This window comes from Veillonella intestinalis (assembly GCF_943193155.1).
Lineage (GTDB): Bacteria > Bacillota > Negativicutes > Veillonellales > Veillonellaceae > Veillonella_A > Veillonella_A intestinalis.
This window is the reverse complement of sequence record NZ_CALPDB010000002.1, coordinates 107,352-127,807: the sequence shown is the minus strand read 5'-3', so window position 1 is coordinate 127,807 and position 20,456 is coordinate 107,352. Positions and strand designations below refer to the sequence as shown.

Here is a 20,456-nt window from a genome sequence, read left to right as displayed (position 1 = left end):
TTATTTGGCATCTTCTTTTTGTAGTGCTTCCCAAGCTTCTTGGGCATGCGCGGCAAAGAGATCACGGATTTTTTGGTTTTCACCAAGGCCATGAATGTAAGTATCTACTTTGAAACCATCAGCTTGGAGAATTGATTTATGGGAATCTGGTTCATCACCAGCCATATCATTATTAGCATGATCGCCAGCTACCATCATAAATGGCATTAAGGTTACATGGTTAACACCTTTAGCTTTTAATTGAGGCACAATATCCTCAAGGCTTGGCCAGCCTTCTACAGTATAAATATAGGCATTTTTAAGGCCTGCTGAATCGAGGCGGTTTTGGATTACTGCATAGTAAGCATTAGATGGATCTGGTGTACCATGAGCCATAATCAACACGGCATCTTTATCACCTGTTTTAGGGAATTGAGTAGCTACCGCTTCCACTGTTTTAGCAATGTCATCGGTTTGACCTTCTTGCCCCATCCAGTACATGAGTGGTGTACCAAAGGTCATTTTTTTGAAATTATGTTTATATTGGTTGTAAACGCCTGTTTTATATTTATATTCGATGCCTGGGATTACATCTAAAGTAGTTAACGCTACACGTGTATAGCCTTCCGCTTTTAATTGATCTAATGCTTCTTCAGGGGTAGGGTAGGTAATGCCTTCATTTGCTTTGATGCGGTCTATAATAATATGAGAAGTGAAAGCAGTAACTACTTTTACACCAGGATGTTGGGCTTTGATTTCATTGATAGTAGCATCAATTGTTTTAGCTCGAGTATCTTTGAAAGTAGTACCAAAACTCATTACTACGATAGCATCTTTGTTAGGGGCTTTGGCAAGTTCTGCATTATCTGTATTATAAGTACGAACACCGATTTCGGTAGCTTCTAATAGAGCTGGTGTGGCAGTTTTTACTTCATCGCTTAATTGGTACGCTGCTTCTGTTTGTGCACCAAGGAAGCCAAAGCCTGTTAAAGCGGCTACTGCTAGTGTGGTAGCTAATGTTTTTTTTAAAAATTGTTTGCTCATTTCATTCACTCCTCGTGATAAAAAATGGAAAATAAAATAAATAATAAATACAAAAATAACCTCCCCTTAGTAAGGGAGGTTGTAAGCAATACACTAGAATTGCTAGGCACATGACGGTTGACATATTCTACTAAGTAGCTAGCTTCTAGAAACTAACTAGATGAATATGTGGTACTACTAGTCAGTGTATAGTACAGATAGTGACATCGATTAACCTCGCCATCGCTCGTGGGTTATAGGTTATCCAACAAGGCAGGTCTTCTGGCTCAAGTTCCTCGCAACAATCACCTTCCCAGAGTGTTTCCAGTGGCCTATCGATTCTGCTCCCTCTTACAGCGGCGGGACCGCGGCAGCTTTTACTGCTCTTTCCTATTAAGTCATTCACCTTGTAGGTCGTATTCATTTTGTAATCATGATAGCAAAATAGATGTCCACTGTCAATGCAGTACTGGGTAGGGTATAAGGACTAGTAGCGACTTTGATACTTCGTCTAACGGTGATAGTAAGGGGCTTGGGGGCGTTAGTAATCAAAGAGCGCTATAGAAATTTGTGCATAAAAGGTATGATAATTTGTTATTTGTGGCGGTTAATGTGCTTTTGCCATAGGCAAAGTAAGGAAAGTTTGGTACTATGGAGAAGTAGGTATTAATGTATATAAATAAAGGAGGTCCAACTATGGATCAATTTATGAATGGTGCAGGTCCTAATGAAGTATCTAAGTCTGTGTATGAAGTCACCTTTACACCCGTGTTAGAACGGCCTGAGTATCAAGGTGAACCAATTCATTCAAAACTGTTAGCCTTGCAAGACGCTATGGGTGAAGAGGACTTTAATGAATATATTAATAGTTTATTGCGAATTACCTATAATGGTCGCCAGTTGTGGTTGATTACGAAAAGTGAACGGAAACGGACATTAATTGAAGGTAAATATTTGAAAATGATTGCTGAAATATTTGAAGTAGCAGCACCAAGAGTATTTTCGCAACCATAATGGTTATCAATTATATAAGAAGTTATATAGTTTTTTAATACTAAATAATGTATAGTTACTATACATTATTGAATAAAAATTCTTAAAAAATTAAATTGTCTATTTTTAATAGAAACTATTTGTTAGGACCGTAGCAAATAAGGTATCTATTAAATTGATTAATAAAATACCTGTTTTTGAGAGTGAAGCTTTGTTGGCTAAGAAGGCGATAAAACATCTTTATATCGATAAAAATGAAACTGGAACGACATAAATAGATATAGAAAGTGAAAATTAAATTAAATATTTAATTTCTCACTGATATTCATTGATAAATTATAAAATGAGAAAAATTCTCATTGACTAAAAACTAAATCTAACGTATCATTATACCAACAAATAAAGTGTGACATGTATTTTGAATATTTTCGATTATGTAAAATATGACAAATTTCAGTCTGATTTTAGAGTAGACATCATTACGATGGTGTGTAGGTATTCTTGATATCGGAGGATTTATAAATGAGTACAAAGGGTATTATTTTAGCCACATTTGGGTCTATTTATGGTGAAGCAGTAGAGAAATCCGTAGGCATTATGGAAGCTAAAATAAAAAAAGCCTATCCTGATGCAGTAATTCGTCGTGTATTTTTAGCAGATGCGTTAATCGAGAAGTGGAACGAAAAATATAAGAATCCTGTACAGTCTTTAGAAGATGTGTTAACTGATTTTAAAAATACAGATGTACGAGATGTTTTTGTATTACCTTTTGCATTAGTAGCTGATCAATGTTATCAAAAGATGCGCAAAGCGATTGCTACATTTACTTATAATTGTGACCGCAATGTAATGCGTATTCATGTAGGGAAGCCATTGCTCAGTTCTTTAGGGGTAAAAAATTATGCGGATGATTATGTAGCCACCATTGATGCGATTATGAAGCATGTAAATATTCGCGCTCTAAATAAGTCTATTTTATTAATGGCTAATGGACAGAATCAATTAGAATTTAGTGCTTTGCAATTAAAATGTTTATATGGTAATGGCCAAAATGTAGCTGTCTTTACTTCCAATGGTTTTCCTAATTTTAAACAGGCTTTAACCTTATTAGAGCGTTTAGATCATAAGGAAGTATTAGTGGTGCCATTGGCCCTTATCGGATCGGAGCATTTAATGGATTTCCTTGGTGGTGATCGTTCTGATTCTGTAGCGACCTTATTAACCGAAGAAGGGTATGGCGTTACTATATGGAATGAAGGGCTAGGGGAAAATCCATTTATCCAAGATTTATTCTTAAAACATTTAGCACAATCAATTCGTATGATTGAACGTAAACAACAAGCAAGTCAATCAAATAAGGAAGCAGGACAGCCTTCATTGCGGGGGAGAGTCGTGAAGCCTTAGTTGTTTAGTCAATTAGCAAGACATATAGTACATAAATAGCGGTCCTCAGAGGAGGACCGTTTTTGTCACATAGGAGGGTGTATGAAACAAGCTATTTTAGTAGTGGCCTTTGGCACGACGGTTGAATCAGCCCGTCAAAATCAAATTAATCCTGTTGTGGAATTTATTAAAAAGCAATATAAAGAGCATGAAGTACGCTTGGCGTTTACCTCACGTATTATTGTTAAGCGTTTACGGGAACGGGGCGAAACAATTGATACCGAACAAAGTGCTATTGAAGATTTAATTAATCAAGGCTATGAGTCTATTGTAGTGCAACCATTACATCTAATTGGTGGTGAAGAATTTGATAAATTAAAACAGAATATTTTGGCCTATCAAGGGCAGGGCTCTTTGCAACATATTGCAATAGGCCGTCCATTATTATACTTCTTAGGTCAAGAAGAGCGACCAGATGATTATGAGGCTTTGATTGAACAATTTATTGATACATTACAAATTCCTAAAGAAGAAGGTTTATTATTGGTTGGCCACGGTGGCATGAGTGTAGGCAATGCCTCTTATAGTGCGTTGCAACTAAAATTATTCCGCAAAGGCTATTATAATGTGCGTATCATAACTTTAGAATGTTTTCCAGAATTAGAAGATATGGCGATGCCTTGGGAATGGGTGGATAATAAACGACCTGGTCGAATTCATGTTCATCCTCTTTTGCTAGTAGCTGGTGATCATGCCCTTAATGATATTTTTGGTGATGAGGAAGATAGTGTGCAAACGTCCTTAGAAGCTGCTGGTTATGAAGTAGTGCGTCATATGAAAGGGCTCGGTGAATATCGGGCAGTGCAGCAATTATATGTAGAGCACTTGGCTGATGCTATGGCTGGGCGCTATGAGGGGCGTGTTTCCCATAGACCAGCTATTCCTAATATAAAATAAAATCATTATTTCCGCAGAATTAATACTTGCCCGATTGTAGGCTTAACGCATACAATAATAAGGTATGTATTCAATATAAAGTATATGAACAGATAGGAGCGTAACCATGAAAGGTAAATTGTACGGTATTGGTGTAGGACCTGGAGATCCAGAATTAATGACTGTGAAAGCAGCGCGTATTGTAGGTGAAGCAGATATTATTATTACACCTAAAACAGAAAAGAAAGACGGATCTGTAGCGCTTAATATTGCTAAACCATATATTCAGGCTCACACTGAAATTGTGCCAGTGGTATTTCCTATGGTGCTTGATGATGATGCACAAGCCGCTGGTTGGGAAGAAGCTCGAAAAGTTATTTTAGGTTATTTGGAAGCTGGTAAAAATGTAGTCTTCTTAACGTTAGGGGATCCTATGTTCTACAGCACATATATGTATGTATATCGTTTGATTGAAAACACAGGTTTTGAAATTGAAACAATCCCAGGGGTGACTGCGTTCTGTGCTATTGGCTCGCATTTAGGATATCCTATTGTAGAAAAAGAAGAAGTGCTTGCCATTGTACCAGCTACAGCTCCTAAGGAAAAAATTGATAAAGTATTAGCAGTGGCTGATGATGCTGTTATTATGAAGGTATACCGTAATTTCCACGAAGTACAAGAAACGCTTAAAAAACATAATATGGCTGATGATGCTGTTATGATTAGTCGCGTTGGTCTTGATGGTGAAGAAGTATATCGTGGCCTTGATACACTACCGGCTGATTTGAAATTAAATTATTTATCCACTGTATTGGCTAAGCGTAAGGATCGCTAAGACTATGAAATCATATGCTATTCCGAGAGTTGTCATCGCTGGTACAAATTCTGGTGTTGGCAAAACAACGATTGTAGCGGGTTTGTTGGCTGCATTTTATGAACAAGGTAAAAAAGTACAAGCCTTTAAAGTAGGCCCTGACTATATTGATCCAGGGTTTCATAAATTAGCTAGTGGTCGAGATTGTTATAATTTAGATACTTGGCTAGTACCACCACAGAAGATGAAACCATTTTTTGCTGATATGGCAGGAGATGCAGAGTTAGCTATCATTGAAGGCGTAATGGGGCTGTATGATGGAGGCCGTGAAGGCGTTAGCTCGACTGCGGAAATTGCGAAATCGTTAGAGGCACCTGTTATTTTAGTAATCGATTGCAAAGCGATGGGTGAAAGTGCAGCGGCGATTGCTAAAGGGTTTAAAGAATATGACCCTACGGTTAATTTAGCCGGTGTATTATTGAATCGCATCGGTTCGGATAATCATGAGCATATGATTCGTGTTGCTATGGAGCGTTTGGGTATTCCTGTGATTGGTGTTATTCGTCGTGATGAACGGATGCATTCACCGGAGCGGCATTTGGGGCTTACCCCTGTTACGGAAGTGAATCCTCAAACAGCCTTAGATACTATTCGTGAAGCGATTAAGCAAAGCGTTGATTTAACTGCTTTAGTTAAATTGGCAGAAGCAGCTCCAGCTGTTATGGTGCCTGAAATAGTGGCTAAAGCAAGTGCAGAACCAAAGGTGCGTATTGGAGTTGCTTATGATGAAGCATTCTCCTTTTACTATCCTGCGAGTTTGCAGGCGTTAGCCGATGAAGGGGCTGATTTAGTATATTTTAGTCCTCTTACCGATATGGAATTGCCATCAGTAGATGCCGTATTATTTGGCGGTGGTTTCCCTGAAATGTTTTTGACTCAATTAAGTGAAAATCAGTCTATGTTGCATTCTATTCGTGAAGCGGCTGCTTCGGGTATGCCTATTTATGCAGAATGTGGCGGCTTAATGTATTTATGTGAAGCTGTTACTGACTTTGAAGGTAATGTACGGCCTATGGTAGGTTTAGTACCAGCACAATGTGTTATGCAGGCTAAACTACAAAAAGTTGGTTATGTAACGGCAACAGCTCTACAGGATACGCTGTTAGCTCCTAAAGGCAGTAGTCTAAGAGGTCATGAATTCCACTTTTCTACCATGGAGCCTGTAGAGCCTATGACAGTTGATACATTCCCGTGGGCGTTTCATTTTGAAGGTGGCCGTAAAGGACAAACTTATAATGGTGGTTATAGTCATGGCAATATTTTAGCTACTTACTTACATTTGAACTTTGCTGGCAATGAGTCAGCGGCAGCACAATTTATTGCTAAGGCGCGTGCCTATCGTGCTAAGGAGGCGTAAGGATGACCACAGTAGATACGAAAACATCGGTTGATGGCGATGAGCGTGTTGTTACGCCATCCCAAAGGGGCTTAATCTTAGTTAATACAGGGAATGGGAAGGGTAAAACAACAGCGGCTTTAGGTGTAGCACTCCGCGCAGTTGGTAATGGCTTACGAGTTCTTATTTTGCAATTCATAAAAGGTGGTTCTACCTATGGCGAATTGAAAGGCATCAAAGCATTGCAAGCAGCTGGTTTACCTATTGAAATTCGTCCTATGGGGAAAGGTTTTATTTTCCACAATAAAGAAACTTCAGAAGCTGATTTGATAGCTCATAAGGCGGCTGCTAAAGATGCTTGGCAAATGTTAACGGATGAAGTTATGTCTGACAATTGGGATTTAGTCATTTTAGATGAAATTAATTACGCCATTAAATTTGGTCTATTGCCGGTAGAACAAGTAGTTACGTTGTTGGAAGCAAAGCCGACCCGTTTGCATATGGTCTTAACTGGGCGCGATGCTAAGCCTGAAATCATTGCTAAAGCTGATACAGTTACGGAAATGCAAGTGGTGAAACATGCGTATGAACAGGGCATTAAAGCAGCCCGTGGCATTGAGTTTTAATATTGTAAATAAATCGAAAAAAGTCGTAATAGACTCTTGAAAAAATAAAGGTACATGCTATAATAAAATTATAAGCAGTATATTATTTTAAACTATAAGTAAGTTCTTATAGGATATATTCTTATGACCAAGGAGGTTATCACAATGGCATTAAGTAACTATGTAAAATCTGCAGACTTCAAAAATGAAAAACACGTTCCGGTAATTACAGCACCTGACACTGTAAAAGCTGGTGAAAAAGTAAAAATTGAATTAGAAGTAGGCAAAGATATTGCACATCCAAACACTACAGAACATCATATTTCTTGGATTAAATTATACTATGTAGAAGAAGGTACAACGCTTCCATTTGAAGTAGCTCGTCTTGAATTCAACGTACATGGTGAAGCAGCAGCTGGTGCTAACGAAGGTCCAGTATTTGCTGAAGCAGCTGGTGTTGTAGTAGCTTCCTTCAAAAAATCTGGTAAATTGATTGCTACTTCTTACTGCAATATCCATGGTTTATGGGAATCTGAAAAAGATATCGTAGTACAATAAGAAATCAAGCTTTTTTAAAGCTGGTTAATATTGTCTTACATAAAGCGCTGAGACTTTAGTCTTGGCGCTTTTTATACTTTACAGATATAGCCTTTATATGATAGAGTATCTTTATATATTCTTATAGTTGTTTTAGAGATAAAGAGGGATTACAGTGGCCTTAATTGTTAAAAAATTCGGTGGCAGTTCTGTCGCTTCCCCGGAAAAAATTTACAATGTAGTAGATCGCGTATTACGTGATAAAAAAGAAGATGACCGCGTTGTGGTGGTTGTATCGGCCATGGGTGATACTACGGATGATTTAGTATCCTTAGCACGGGCTGTTACATCTAGACCATTTGGTCGTGAAATGGATCGTTTATTGTCTACTGGTGAACAGATTTCCATTGCCTTATTAGCGATGGCTTTTATGGAAAAAGGTCAACCTGCTGTATCTATGACAGGGGCACAGGCTGGTATTTTGAGTAGTGATAATCATGGCAAAGCTCGTATTTTAACGATTGATCCTAGCCGTGTATTTGCAGCGCTTGATGCAGGCAATATTGTGGTCGTAGCTGGTTTCCAAGGTATTACTGATTGTGGTGATATTACAACCTTAGGTCGTGGTGGCTCTGATACGACAGCGGTTGCATTGGCGGGGGCTATGCAGGCTGATGTGTGTGAGATTTTTACCGATGTAGAAGGTGTGTATTCTACGGACCCACGTATCGCACCGAATGCGATGAAATTAGATGAAATTACATATGGTGAGATGCTGGAAATGGCTCGCTTGGGGGCGGGTGTAATGCAACCTCGTGCTGTTGAAATGGGCAGTCGCTATGGCGTACCTATTCATGTACGTTCCACATTTTGTGATAAAGAAGGTACCATTATTCGGGAGGATTATACCATGGAAGCAAATAAACATGTAATTCAAGGCGTGGCGGATGACACTAATGTAGCAAAAGTATCTCTTGTAGGGGTTAAAAATAAACCAGGTATTGCGCATCTTATTTTCCAAAGCTTGGCTGATAAAAATGTGGACGTAGACATGATTGTACAAAGCGTTCGTACAGTTGAAGACACAATTACTGATATTGTATTTACAATTACTTTGGATGATGTTGTAATGGCGCGCGAAGTGTTGGAATCTTTGAAAGCTGCAGGCGACATTGAAGATTTTGTTATTAATGAACAAATGGCTAAAGTATCAATCGTTGGGGCTGGTATGTTAGGTCAACCAGGCGTGGCAGCTCAGATGTTTGGCATTTTAAGTGAAGAAAATATTAATATTGAAATTATTAGTACTTCTGAAATTAGTATTACTTGCTTAATTGCAGAAGAACGAGTAAAAGATGCTATTCGTGCCATTCATGACAATTTAGTCATTGATAAACGTGGCTAAGAAGGATTTCTTAAGTTAAGTAAGAACAGGCTTTTTCCCTCATAGGTGGGAGAAAGTCTGTTTTATTTTGAAAATATTCCTCAATTTTAGTATAATATACATTGTATACAGTTAATTATAAGGTTCAGGTATGTTATGTATCTGTGCTTTCTATGTAATAAAAGGAGTTTTTTATGAAACTAAATGAAATATATAGTGGTTTTAAAGTAGAGCGGGTGGAATCTGTTGCTGAATTAAGCAGCACAGCCTATTTAATGCATCATGAAAAATCAGGAGCTCGTTTGCTTTATATTGATGCTGAAGATACGAACAAAGTCTTTTCGATTGCCTTTCGCACACCTCCAAAAGATAGTACAGGGGTTGCCCATATTATGGAGCATTCTGTGTTATGTGGATCTCGTAAATTCCCATTAAAAGAGCCATTTGTAGAACTTGTAAAAGGATCTTTAAATACCTTTTTAAATGCTATGACGTATCCTGATAAGACAATGTATCCTGTGGCTAGTAAAAATGATAAGGACTTCCACAATTTAATGGATGTGTATTTGGATGCTGTTTTCTATCCACGGGTAGCTGAGGATAAGGAAATTGTAATGCAAGAAGGTTGGCATTATGAATTGGATTCTGCTGAAGATGAGTTGACATATAAAGGTGTTGTATACAATGAAATGAAGGGTGTATATTCTTCGCCTGACTCTATTTTAGAAACTCATATGATGGCTGAATTATTCCCAGATACGACTTATGGTGTAGACTCTGGTGGTAATCCTGATAACATTACAGATTTAACCTATGAAGGGTTCCAAGCGTTTTATAAACAATATTATCATCCAGCGAATAGTTATATTTTCTTATATGGCACGATGGATATTGAGGAACAGCTAAGTTTCATTGATGAAGAATATTTGCAAAACTTTGATGCAATTACTGTAGATTCTACCATTGCAGTACAAGCTCCATTTGAAAAAGGCAAAGTGGCATCGTATCCTTATAGCATTGGTTCTGATGAAAATGAAGCAGGTAAGACAATGCATGCTTTGACGTATGTAATGCCTGAAATGACAGTGGCAGATAGTTTGGGCTTTGAAATTTTGACACATGCTTTATTAACATCACCAGCAGCACCGTTAAAAGAATTATTAGTAAAAGCTGGTGTAGGTAGTGACATTAGCGGTTATTATTTAGATAGCCTACGTCAGCCAATTTGGAATATTTCTGTTACTGGTTCTGAAATGAAGGAACAAAGTCGTTTACAGGAATTAGTAGAAGCAGAGTTGGCTCGTTTAGTTAAAGACGGTCTTGATACATCATTATTAGAAGCTTCTTTAAATATTACTGAATTTGCTTTGCGAGAAGCTGATTTTGGTGGTCGTCCAATCGGGTTAGCTTATGGCATTCGCGTTATGGATCAATGGAATTATGATAAAGATCCAATTGAAGCCCTTCGCTACGAAGGCGCTTTAGCTACATTGCGTGAAGGCTTACATACTCGTTACTTTGAAGATTTAATCGAACGAGCATTATTACAAAATCAACATAAAGCTTTAGTATCTATTTATCCTGAAAAAGGGTTACAAGAGCAAAAAGAGCAGGCTGAAAAAGAAAAATTAGCAGCTATTAAGGCTAACATGACGACTGAAGAAATTAATGCGATTGTAGAGCAAACAAAAGCATTAAAAGCGCGTCAAGCGGCGCCTGATACTGAAGAAGCATTAGCCACGATTCCTCTTTTGGAATTAGATGACTTATCACCTGCTGTAGAACGAGTGGAACGTGAAGATAGTGTGTTAGGTGAGGCTAAACTCCACTTTGTACCTGCTCAGGCTAAAGGCATTAACTATACTGCTTTTTATTTCCATTTGGATTGCTTAACTGAAACGGAACTATTTTACGCGAGTCTGTTAAGTGATATATTAGCCCGTGTTAATACCAAAGAACGGACCTATGATGCGATTGCTCAAGATATTAATATGAATTTAGGTGGTTTCAGTGCCAATATAGCAGCTTTAACAAAGTATAATGACCGTGATGGTTACACACCATTATTTATTGTTCGTGCTAAAGCCTTGCATGCTAAATTGCCTGAATTAGTTCGTATTATTTCTGAATTAGTCAGCCATAGTGAATATACAGATGTAAGTCGCTTAACAGAACTTGTGAAAGAGACTAAAGCGATTTGGGATACAGAAGCATTCCGTCGTGGCCATACTATCGTATCAAATCGTGTAACAGCACAGGTGACTGAAGTAGGAAAATTCCGTGATTTAGATAGTTTGGGCTATTTTGAACAACTAGCAACCTTGGTTGCTGATGAAGCTGCTTTACAAGCTTTGCCTGCTAAATTAGCAGCAGTAGCAGCAAAACTATTCCGTCCTTCTAATGTTGATATTTCCTTTGTAGGTGAAGCCTATGAATTTGAACAATTTAAAGAATTATTAGAAACGGCTTTAACAACTTGGACAGAGGGTTCTTATCCAAAGGGACAATTAAAAATCACAAAAGAGTATGTGAATGAAGGGATTGTTACATCTGGGAAGGTGCAATATGTGGCTCAAGGTGGTAATTTCCGTGACCATGGCTTTACACCAAGGGGTGCCATGAAAGTATTGGAAACCATTCTTCGCTATGAATACTTGTGGACTCGTATTCGCGTGCAAGGTGGCGCTTATGGAGCATTTGCTAATTTCTATAATAATGGTAACTTTGTACTTTGTAGTTATCGTGATCCAAACTTGACTGAAACATTATCGGTTTATGAAGCGTTAAGCGAATATTTACAGACTTTTGAAATTTCAGATCGTGAAATGCGTAAATATATTATTGGTACTATGAGCACGTTAGATACGCCAATTACACCAGCTTTACGAGGTCCTCGTGCTATGAGTGAGTACTTTGGCGAAGGGACGCCAGAAGCAGCTGAACAGCTGCGTAAAGAAGTAATTGCTTGTCGTCAAGAGGATATTCGTAGTTTGGCAGATTTAGTCGGAGCTGTTATGAAGGATTCTCATATTAGTGTAATGGGGAACGAACAGAAGATTAAAAATGCTGGCTCTACATTTAGCCAAGTAATTTCCTTGCCACAATAAGGCAAGATATAAACACTCCTAAGCAGGGGATGATACCTTTGTTTAGGGGTGTTTTTTAGAAATTGCACAATATTATTTCACATAAGGAGTAGGTCATGTTATTGGGAATTAGAAGGTTCTTTGGGATAGATTATATTCTGCCTGTTGCAGCTCGGTTGGGGCCAGTACCAGCTACTAAGAGCATTTATAAGGAATATATTGATGTAGCTTGGCCTGCCACGATGCAAGGACTCTTGTTGCAGTTGATGACGGCGATTAATTTAGCTATGGTTGGCGCTTTAGGTGCTGATGCGTTAGCTGCTGTAGGGATTATGAGTCAGCCCTTGATGGTTATGCTTGTTTTTGTGCGGTCAGCAGCTATCGCTATTACGGCTATCGTAGCACGTCGTAAAGGGGAAGAGAATTATGTAGCTATGAATTCAGTGCTAAAGCAAGGGGTTATATTGACGATATTATTTTATTTACCCTTGTTGGCTTTAAGCTACTATTTTTTACCGGCTATTTTATCTTTTGCTGGGGCTCAACCCTCCTATATTACTACAGCAGTTGGCTATGGTGAGTTTATTGTTATTGGTCTTTTCTTTTCTGCGTTGTCGGTTATGATGGGGGCCGCTTTAATTGGTGTAGGTAATACAAGGATTATTTTTACATCGAACGCTATTGGCAATGTTCTTAATGTTTGCTTGAATTTTGTATTGATTTATGGCTGGGGGCCCATTCCTGCTTTAGGCGTAATAGGCTCTGGGATTGCTACGATGACTAGCTATATATTGATTTGCCTACTTTTGTGGCGAGCCATTCATACAAAGGATAAACATTTATCATGGAAGCAAGGCAGTTGGCGATTTGATAAGGATATTTTACGATCCATATATTATATAGGTGGTAGTTCGTTAGGGGAGCAGGCTTTTGAGCGATTTGGGATGTTTGCTTATACTAAAATGGTTGCTTCTTTGGGCGTTGTGGCTTTAGCGACACATCATATTTGTATGAACCTCATTGATATTTTTTACTATTTTGCTATGGGCTTAAGTTATTCAGGTGCTTCTTATACGGGTCAGTCCTTAGGCAAGAAGCGGCCTGATTTAGCAGTGGCTTATGGTAAAATAGGCATTCGCATTGCTTTATTTATTTCTATTGTAGGCTTGATTGTATATTTTGGTTTGCGTAATGTTGTATTTGATTTCTTTACTCAGGACCAAGGTGTATGGCAGTTGGGTTCACAAATCATGATTCTTATGGCGATAGCTAGCTTTCCTCAGGCTTTTCAATTAGTTTATTCTGGTGTTCTCAAAGGGGCCGGCGATAACTTTTATGTTATGAAGTATTCCTTGTTTGTGATTGCTATTTTCCGACCTATTATAACTTATTTGCTTTGCTTTACTTGGGGCTTTGGGCTCTATGGCGCCTGGATTGCCTTGTTAATTGACCAAAGCTTGCGGATGGTGTTTGCAGGTTGGCGTTTTCGTAGTGGTGTATGGCAGCATATAAAAATTTAGTGAAATTATTGATGAAAGCGTGTATTATAGGGAACTTTTCATGCTCAAAAAGGACAAATTCTTTGATATATGATATAATCAGACTAGCATACGTAGTATTGTAAAGACTCGACAACAAGGAGGATGACATATGAAAAAGAAATTATTAGCAACTGTAATGGCAATGTCAATTGCCACTGGTGTATTTGCTGGTCCAGCACAGGCTTTTAGCCTTGGCAATTTTAACTTAGGTAGCGTCCTTAAAGTTGGTGGTGTAGGGATTTTAGTTGACCGCTTTGGTGGTCAGATTAATGACTTTTTAAATAAAATTTTAAGCCAAAATAATTTAAGTACTACTTATACAACTAAGGTAGTACCAATTGTTAGTGTTGGTAATAATGGCTATATCGGGGCTGCACAAGTAACAGGTCCTGCTTCTGAAGTGGAACGTGTTGAAGCGGTAGCACAGGTTGAAGCTAGTTTCAATGGTGTAGCCCGTGTCAAAGGGTTAGTGCCAATTGATAGCATGAATCCTGTGAATGCGTCTCGTATTCAAGGTGTAGGTGTATCTGCTATTATTGACTTGAAGATTTAATAGTCTAAGGGCGTAATGACCTTAGTCTCATATGGTTGGAGGATGTATGAAAAAACAAGTAGTCATGTTAGCTGTAGCCGCACTTTTTTCAAGTAATGTATGGGCAGCTCCTGAAACAGTATTAGAAAAAACAGATGCCTTAGAGAATACAGTATATGGCTCAACTCAGGTTGGGGCTTTGGTAGATCGGGTGCAACAAATTGGACAGACTGTATATGGTCGTACAGGTTCAGGTACACTTAACTCTCAAGTAGATTCATTATATGATTCTATTGAAGGCAATGTACGTGGTAAAGTGTCGGTAAATCAGCAATTATCTATGTTAGAATGGACCTATCAAAATAAGGTAGGCCGTGGTTCTTTAGTATCTCGTGTAGAGCAGTTGGAACGCAGTGTATCAGGGCGTATTGGAACAGGCTCTTTAGAAAGTCGGATTCAAGCGTTAGGTAAAACGATTAATGGGGCACCGCTTAAAGTAACAACCCAAATTGGCTCAGTAGCGAGTACAGAAGTATTTGCTGTTACTTTGAATACGCCAATTAATACCGCTACAAGTAAGGTGGGCGATGTGTTTAGCTTTACAGTAGCTGAAGATATTATGGATGGTAATGTATTGTTGGTGCCAGCTGGCACTGTGGGGGAAGGGCATATTTCAGAATTGAAAAAAGCATCTTCCTTTGGTCGTAATGGTAAATTAGATTTAACATTTGATACAGTACCTGCTCTTGATGGCACTGATTTTGTAGCTATTCAAGGGGAAGAGGCGAAAGCTAAGACTAAGCAAGAATTAAAAGCGGCAGGCGCTTCTGTAGCTGGTGCTGTATTGCTAGGGCCTGTAGGCTTAGTAGGGGGCTTCTTTGTTAAAGGGAAAAATATTGATTTACCAGAAGGAGCTACTATTTATGTACAGCCACAGGAAATGGTTACCGTACAAGGTGTTGTTGTTGGTGGTGATGGGCAAGCGCATACAGCTAGTGAAGCTGTAACTCAGGATTCTTATGATGATTATGCCTTAGGTGATGCGTCTGAGCCTGTTACATTAGTACCTGCTAATGATAGTAGTGTTGAAGACACTGATGAATCAGAAGAAACAATAGCTGATGATAATGAAGATGTGGTAGAAGAGGCTGATACAGAGGTGGCTGAAGAAGACACTGTAGAGGAAGAACCTAGTCAGACAAATGACGCTCCTTCGCAACCTATCGTGGTTGTGAAACGAAACTAATCCAATGAAAATGAGGTAAGTAGAAGATGGTAATGAAGAAGGCTAGGTATGCATTAAGTGCCGCTTTAGTCGTTATGCCTTTGTTGTCAGTGGAAGCGGCTGATAATAAAGGATTGATTTATGAAAATACACAAGATATTGCCTATGATTCAGATCCTGTAAGCATAGCAACTATGAATGAGTCAGATGGAGCCCTTATACGTGTTGTTCGCCGTGGTAAACCGGTTGCGACTGTTGATAATAGCTCACAACCAGTTAAGGTAGATGCAGATAGCATGTATTATAGTGGTGCTACTGGAAATGTAGTGGCTGTAGGCAAAGTAGATGCTATTCAAGGGACTCAAGAAATTCATAGTGAAAAGCTATTGGGAAATACAAAATCGCAGGAATATACAACCGATGGAGAATTTCACTTTCTAGAGAATAAAGGGGCTACTAAAGATTTACGAGGTACTAATTTAGTGTATAACAGTGGTACCAATGCTATGTCAGCACCTAATGTAATTGGTTATGTTGAACCTTATTATGTAAAAGCTGATAAAGTTGAATATAATGGTCAAGAAGGGTTAATCACTAAAGGTTGGTTAACAACTAAACATGCTATGGCCTATAAAGGGGTACCTGACTATCGCATCGAAGGGAGCACAATTGAAGTGTATCCTGGTGATAAGGCAATTATTCGCGATGCGAAGCTATTTATCAAAAATGGCAAAATTCTAAGTATGCCTAAGTATGTAGTATCTTTACGTAGTGACCGTGATGGTGAATTTAATTTATTCTCTTTAATTCCACGGCCAACTTATAATAGTGATGATGGGTTTGGCTTAAAAGGAAGCATTCAATATCCAATCGGTGATAATGGTGAATTATTTCTTAAATATCAATGGATGACAAAAGAGGGTTTCAAACCAAGCTTTGGTTACCGAGAATATTTACCTTGGGGCGTTGCTACCTTCGGTGTAAGTCGTGAATCATCTAAATTAAATGCCCGTACTGTTTGGGTTGAAAAGCGCCCAGAATTGTCTGTATACACCAATCAGTATTATATTGGTAAGACACCATTTACGATTCGTGGTGGCGGTAATATAGGTTATTGGAAAGAAGACCGTATTAAGGGTAGTCATGCTATGTTCTTTGGTGAGGTTAGTCATGATCGTATAAAACTATCAAAAAATGCAGGTATACGTTTTTATGGTGGTTATCAACGCGATTATTATGGTTATAATGATCACATTCGAAGCATGCCGTATTGGGGCGTTACATCTAGCTGGAAATTAAATTCAAGAGTGACAGCTTTTACTAGTTATCGTCAAAATAATATGGACCGTCGTAATAATTCACCCTATCGATTTGACCGTGAGGAGTTAAATCGAGATTGGACAATTGGTGCGTCGATTAGATTAACTCGCTTAGATACATTTACGATTACAACGAAACGAGATGTAGAGAATGGCGATTTACGTTATGTTGATTATACTTGGCATCGTGATATGCACTCCTTTGAAGGGTGGCTTACATATCAATCGAAACAAAAGAAATGGTCGTATACAGTAGTAGCTAAAGACTTTTAGTCTTAAGTATCTCACTTTTTGGTTTATATCATGTTTTGTTGTTGTCAATTGAAGGTTGCTTAGAAGAAGGGAATTCCCTTCTTCTAAGCCTTTACTTTTTGTAATACGTATTGGAAAAGAGGTTAGTTATGGGTAAGGTACGTAAAGCCGTTATTCCAGCTGCTGGTTTTGGTACACGCTTTTTACCAGCAACAAAAGCACAACCTAAAGAAATGTTACCTATTGTTGATACCCCAGCTATTCAATATATCATTGAAGAAGCGTTAGCATCGGGCATTGAAGAAATATTGATTATTACGGGGCGTAATAAACGGGCTATCGAAGATCACTTTGATACTAGTGTTGAATTAGAACAATTATTACAACAACAGGGAAAGCAGAAACAACTTGATATGGTACGCGCTTTAGCAGATATTCGCGTTCATTTTATCCGCCAAAAGGCTCCGCGTGGATTAGGGGATGCTATTTTATGTGCCAAAGCGTTTGTTGGTAATGAGCCGTTTGCTGTTTTATTAGGTGATGATGTAGTATATAACCCGGACTATCCTTGTTTGAAACAATTGATAGATTGTTATGAAACAATGGGCGGTTCTGTTTTAGGCACTCAAAGGGTACCAGCTGATAAAGTGAGTTCGTATGGCATTGTGGCAGGTCATGAAGTTAAGCCTAATGTTTATAAAGTAGATGGCTTAGTAGAAAAGCCAAGTCGTGATTTGGCACCTTCTAATTTAGCTGTTTTAGGTCGTTATATTTTAGCACCAGAGATTTTTGAAGTGCTAGAAAAAACACCACTGGGAGCTGGTCATGAATTACAACTAACGGATGGTTTAGCTCGATTAGACAGTGATGTGTTTGCTTTAGCTTATGAAGGACGTCGTTATGATATTGGTGATCGTTTAGGCTATTTGCAGGCTACTGTAGAATATGGTTTGCGCGCTGATATGTTTAAGGATCAATTTAAATTGTATTTAAAAGAGTTAGTAGAAACCTTATAATAGTTTGATTTAGTTTTTAGAAGCTGATTTGCAAGTCTTCAAAAGGAGTTTATTGCAAATCAGCTTTTATTGTTAACACTATTTATCTTGATAGTTGACGAATTAGCATGAATTATATATAATTTGAAAGAGATTAGCGATAAAAGGAGGCGAAGCGATGCGTGAATTGTTTAGAGCCCTTATTGAGGTTAATAAGGGCCTGCCACGGACAATGGTGATTGCTCAGTTGCATTGGCGACGCTTAGCTGAGTCTGCTCAATATGAAGCTATAAGGCAAAAAGGAAAGTGGTATGAAACGACCATCGCTCGGGGTAACCAAGAGTTAACAGCTCGTTTAAAGGAAATAGAATCTACTTATTTACCTATAAAGCCTAAAAAGCTACCGTTGTCTGTAACAATACCTACGATGGTAGTACCTTGGCATAGATTTTCTCGTTCTGAGATTATAGAATTTGTTACTGCTGTAAAAGATGGTAATCCCATTCATCAACAAATACAGGCTGTTGTGCCAGGTTGTTTAGTGTTAGAAATGCTTGCAAAATATATTACCCATGATCTAAATGATTTAGCACAATCGATTTCAGTTCGTTTTCGACGACCTACATTTGAAGACGAGTTAGTATCTGTTACTTGTGAGGGTAGTACGATTCAGGGATATACCGCTGAAAAGGCTGTTTTTACTTGCACTTGGACATGAGGTCTGTTTCGTTTTATTATTAATTGTAGTATTGGTATTATTTTATATATTGAGGTGTGTTTTTATGTCAGATACTCGTAAATTAACAAAAATGGCGTTATTAATAGCTTTATGTTGTGTGTCCGCTTATATTTCCTTTCCATTGCCTTTTACGCCGGCTATGGTAACCGCATCAACTTTAGTATTTTGTTTGATTGCTTTTATGTTGCCACCTAAAGAAACTTTTATTGCTCTTTGTGTGTACATCTTAATTGGGGCTGTTGGTTTACCTGTATTTGCTGGGGGCATTGGTGGTTTAGGGAAAATTTTAGGACCTACAGGTGGTTTTATTTGGAGCTATCCGATTGCTTATACTTTGCTTAGTATTTGTAAAGGTAAAAAGCCATCCTTTCTGACTTATTTCTGGCGTTCTGTTGTCATTACAATTCCTATTACTTATATTTTTGGCATGATTGGTGGTATGATTGTTACAGGTATTAATTTTGAAGCAGCGCTAGTAGGTTATGCGTTACCATTTATTCCTGGCGATATTATGAAATGTGCTATGGCAGCATGGTTAGGTACAAAAGCAGCAAAATTGAATATTTAAGAAGACAATGTATTTAGTGGAGGTTTGAAATGCAAAATCAAATGCTGTCTTCTGTGTATATAATGGGCGGCCTTAGGACGCCCATTGGTTCATATAAGGGCCAATTTAAACACATAAGACCTGAACAACTAGGGGCGCGCTTGTTAGATGTTTTACATGAACGCTATGCTTCTGTAGACGAGATTATCTGTGGTAATGCAGTAGGCACGGGTGGTAATATAGGCCGTTTGACAGCTTTATATTCGGCGTATGGGAAATCAGTACCGGCTTATACGGTTGACATGCAATGTGCCAGTGCTGGAGCTGCGATTATACAAGGTTATCGGGCGATTCGTAGTAAGATGGCAAATACTGTAATCGCTGGTGGGGTAGAAAGTAGTTCTTTACAACCACTGCGAACTTATGCGTCTGATGATGAACGACAAGGGTCATATATGGTCGCGCAGTTTTCACCTCACGAAAATGATGCGTTAGCTATGTTGCAAGGAGCAGAGCGAACAGCCCAAAAATATGATGTGAAGAAAGAAGAACTCGATTATTGGAGCTTGCGTAGTCATCGTTTGGCTGTTAAAGCTCGTGAAGAAGGTATTGTAAGCCCTTATATTTTTGATATGGGGGCAGGGTATAAAGATGAAAGTATTAAACCACGCTTACAGCAAAAGATTTTAGATCGTATGAAGCCTATTTTAGGTGAAGGAACAGTTACTACTGCGGGAAATGCTTGTTATACTCATGATGGGGCCGCTTTTGTTGTTTTAAGTGAAGAGCCAGGACCCTTTCGGATTGTAGGCGCGTTGCAATATGGAGGGGATCCACTATATAGTCCTGAAGGAGCTTGGCAAGCTACGGAACAATTATTAGAGCGCACTGGTTTAAGAATGGCCGATTTAGATGCAATTGAGTGGAATGAGGCGTTTGCTGTTATTGATGTGTTATTTGCTCGCACGTATGGTGCGTATGAAGGGCAATACAATCAGCTAGGTGGCGCATTGGCTTATGGACATCCTTTTGGTTGTTCAGGTGCTATTATATTACTTCATGCGATGGCAGCTTTAGAGTATCGTCAGGGGCGTTATGGTATTTGCGCTATCGCTGGGGCTGGTGGTATGGGGACAGCTATACTGATTGAGCGTCTAGTATAGGAGTGCT

General features: G+C 38.6%; 18 protein-coding genes and 1 riboswitch. Of the genes, 17 read left to right on the top strand and 1 reads right to left on the bottom strand.

Features of this window, described 5'->3' with window-relative positions:
• Window positions 1-1,023, bottom strand: a complete 1,023-nt coding sequence (locus NFR44_RS03005) for a sirohydrochlorin cobaltochelatase (protein WP_251441047.1) — start codon at window positions 1,021-1,023, stop codon at window positions 1-3.
• Between the two features lie 234 nt (window positions 1,024-1,257).
• Window positions 1,258-1,427: riboswitch (cobalamin riboswitch) on the bottom strand.
• A gap of 271 nt (window positions 1,428-1,698) precedes the next feature.
• On the opposite strand from NFR44_RS03005, the gene NFR44_RS03000 reads away from it, so the two are divergent.
• From NFR44_RS03000 to NFR44_RS02920, 17 genes are all read left to right on the top strand, one after another.
• Window positions 1,699-2,016 carry a hypothetical protein gene (locus NFR44_RS03000; protein WP_251441045.1) on the top strand — a complete coding sequence of 106 codons (318 nt, stop codon included), beginning with the start codon at window positions 1,699-1,701 and terminating at the stop codon, window positions 2,014-2,016.
• Between the two features lie 501 nt (window positions 2,017-2,517).
• Window positions 2,518-3,399: a sirohydrochlorin cobaltochelatase gene (locus NFR44_RS02995; RefSeq protein ID WP_251441044.1), complete on the top strand. Its 882-nt coding sequence runs from the start codon at window positions 2,518-2,520 to the stop codon at window positions 3,397-3,399.
• An 81-nt stretch (window positions 3,400-3,480) separates the two neighbouring features.
• Window positions 3,481-4,335 carry a sirohydrochlorin cobaltochelatase gene (locus NFR44_RS02990; RefSeq protein WP_251441042.1) on the top strand — a complete coding sequence of 285 codons (855 nt, stop codon included), beginning with the start codon at window positions 3,481-3,483 and terminating at the stop codon, window positions 4,333-4,335.
• 106 nt (window positions 4,336-4,441) lie between these two features.
• Window positions 4,442-5,149 (top strand): precorrin-2 C(20)-methyltransferase, encoded by a 708-nt coding sequence (cobI, locus tag NFR44_RS02985; protein WP_251441040.1) that lies wholly within the window; start codon window positions 4,442-4,444, stop codon window positions 5,147-5,149.
• Window positions 5,150-5,153: 4 nt separating this feature from the next.
• On the top strand, window positions 5,154-6,545 hold the full coding sequence (locus tag NFR44_RS02980; RefSeq protein WP_251441038.1) for a cobyrinic acid a,c-diamide synthase CobB: 1,392 nt from the start codon (window positions 5,154-5,156) through the stop codon (window positions 6,543-6,545).
• A 2-nt stretch (window positions 6,546-6,547) separates the two neighbouring features.
• A complete protein-coding gene (gene cobO / locus NFR44_RS02975) occupies window positions 6,548-7,150 on the top strand; it encodes a cob(I)yrinic acid a,c-diamide adenosyltransferase (protein ID WP_251441036.1) in 603 nt (200 codons plus the stop codon).
• Between the two features lie 144 nt (window positions 7,151-7,294).
• Window positions 7,295-7,687, top strand: coding sequence for a class II SORL domain-containing protein (locus NFR44_RS02970; protein WP_251441035.1), 393 nt, complete (start codon window positions 7,295-7,297; stop codon window positions 7,685-7,687).
• A gap of 154 nt (window positions 7,688-7,841) precedes the next feature.
• Window positions 7,842-9,071: an aspartate kinase gene (locus NFR44_RS02965; protein WP_251441033.1), complete on the top strand. Its 1,230-nt coding sequence runs from the start codon at window positions 7,842-7,844 to the stop codon at window positions 9,069-9,071.
• Between the two features lie 173 nt (window positions 9,072-9,244).
• On the top strand, window positions 9,245-12,157 hold the full coding sequence (locus NFR44_RS02960) for an insulinase family protein (protein WP_251441031.1): 2,913 nt from the start codon (window positions 9,245-9,247) through the stop codon (window positions 12,155-12,157).
• Between the two features lie 95 nt (window positions 12,158-12,252).
• The gene (locus NFR44_RS02955; protein WP_251441029.1) at window positions 12,253-13,656 is read left to right on the top strand and encodes an MATE family efflux transporter; all 1,404 of its coding nucleotides are present in this window, start codon (window positions 12,253-12,255) and stop codon (window positions 13,654-13,656) included.
• Between the two features lie 130 nt (window positions 13,657-13,786).
• Window positions 13,787-14,230 carry a hypothetical protein gene (locus NFR44_RS02950; RefSeq protein WP_251441027.1) on the top strand — a complete coding sequence of 148 codons (444 nt, stop codon included), beginning with the start codon at window positions 13,787-13,789 and terminating at the stop codon, window positions 14,228-14,230.
• A gap of 46 nt (window positions 14,231-14,276) precedes the next feature.
• On the top strand, window positions 14,277-15,455 hold the full coding sequence (locus tag NFR44_RS02945; protein WP_251441025.1) for a hypothetical protein: 1,179 nt from the start codon (window positions 14,277-14,279) through the stop codon (window positions 15,453-15,455).
• A gap of 26 nt (window positions 15,456-15,481) precedes the next feature.
• Window positions 15,482-17,026, top strand: coding sequence for an LptA/OstA family protein (locus NFR44_RS02940; protein WP_251441023.1), 1,545 nt, complete (start codon window positions 15,482-15,484; stop codon window positions 17,024-17,026).
• Window positions 17,027-17,154: 128 nt separating this feature from the next.
• Window positions 17,155-18,021 (top strand): UTP--glucose-1-phosphate uridylyltransferase GalU, encoded by an 867-nt coding sequence (gene galU, locus NFR44_RS02935; RefSeq protein WP_251441021.1) that lies wholly within the window; start codon window positions 17,155-17,157, stop codon window positions 18,019-18,021.
• Window positions 18,022-18,178: 157 nt separating this feature from the next.
• Entirely contained in the window at window positions 18,179-18,718 is a 540-nt protein-coding gene (locus NFR44_RS02930; RefSeq protein ID WP_251441019.1) for a hotdog family protein, read from the top strand.
• Window positions 18,719-18,782: 64 nt separating this feature from the next.
• The gene (locus NFR44_RS02925) at window positions 18,783-19,307 is read left to right on the top strand and encodes a biotin transporter BioY (protein ID WP_251441018.1); all 525 of its coding nucleotides are present in this window, start codon (window positions 18,783-18,785) and stop codon (window positions 19,305-19,307) included.
• Window positions 19,308-19,336: 29 nt separating this feature from the next.
• Entirely contained in the window at window positions 19,337-20,449 is a 1,113-nt protein-coding gene (locus NFR44_RS02920; protein ID WP_251441015.1) for an acetyl-CoA C-acyltransferase, read from the top strand.
• Window positions 20,450-20,456: the final 7 nt, after the last annotated feature.

Coding starts and splice junctions, on each gene's coding strand:
- NFR44_RS03005 (WP_251441047.1), bottom strand. CDS start 1,023: ATGAGCAAACAATTTTTAAAAAAAACATTAGCTACCACACTAGCAGTA.
- NFR44_RS03000 (WP_251441045.1), top strand. CDS start 1,699: ATGGATCAATTTATGAATGGTGCAGGTCCTAATGAAGTATCTAAGTCT.
- NFR44_RS02995 (WP_251441044.1), top strand. CDS start 2,518: ATGAGTACAAAGGGTATTATTTTAGCCACATTTGGGTCTATTTATGGT.
- NFR44_RS02990 (WP_251441042.1), top strand. CDS start 3,481: ATGAAACAAGCTATTTTAGTAGTGGCCTTTGGCACGACGGTTGAATCA.
- cobI (WP_251441040.1), top strand. CDS start 4,442: ATGAAAGGTAAATTGTACGGTATTGGTGTAGGACCTGGAGATCCAGAA.
- NFR44_RS02980 (WP_251441038.1), top strand. CDS start 5,154: ATGAAATCATATGCTATTCCGAGAGTTGTCATCGCTGGTACAAATTCT.
- cobO (WP_251441036.1), top strand. CDS start 6,548: ATGACCACAGTAGATACGAAAACATCGGTTGATGGCGATGAGCGTGTT.
- NFR44_RS02970 (WP_251441035.1), top strand. CDS start 7,295: ATGGCATTAAGTAACTATGTAAAATCTGCAGACTTCAAAAATGAAAAA.
- NFR44_RS02960 (WP_251441031.1), top strand. CDS start 9,245: ATGAAACTAAATGAAATATATAGTGGTTTTAAAGTAGAGCGGGTGGAA.
- NFR44_RS02955 (WP_251441029.1), top strand. CDS start 12,253: ATGTTATTGGGAATTAGAAGGTTCTTTGGGATAGATTATATTCTGCCT.
- NFR44_RS02950 (WP_251441027.1), top strand. CDS start 13,787: ATGAAAAAGAAATTATTAGCAACTGTAATGGCAATGTCAATTGCCACT.
- NFR44_RS02945 (WP_251441025.1), top strand. CDS start 14,277: ATGAAAAAACAAGTAGTCATGTTAGCTGTAGCCGCACTTTTTTCAAGT.
- NFR44_RS02940 (WP_251441023.1), top strand. CDS start 15,482: ATGGTAATGAAGAAGGCTAGGTATGCATTAAGTGCCGCTTTAGTCGTT.
- galU (WP_251441021.1), top strand. CDS start 17,155: ATGGGTAAGGTACGTAAAGCCGTTATTCCAGCTGCTGGTTTTGGTACA.
- NFR44_RS02930 (WP_251441019.1), top strand. CDS start 18,179: ATGCGTGAATTGTTTAGAGCCCTTATTGAGGTTAATAAGGGCCTGCCA.
- NFR44_RS02925 (WP_251441018.1), top strand. CDS start 18,783: ATGTCAGATACTCGTAAATTAACAAAAATGGCGTTATTAATAGCTTTA.
- NFR44_RS02920 (WP_251441015.1), top strand. CDS start 19,337: ATGCAAAATCAAATGCTGTCTTCTGTGTATATAATGGGCGGCCTTAGG.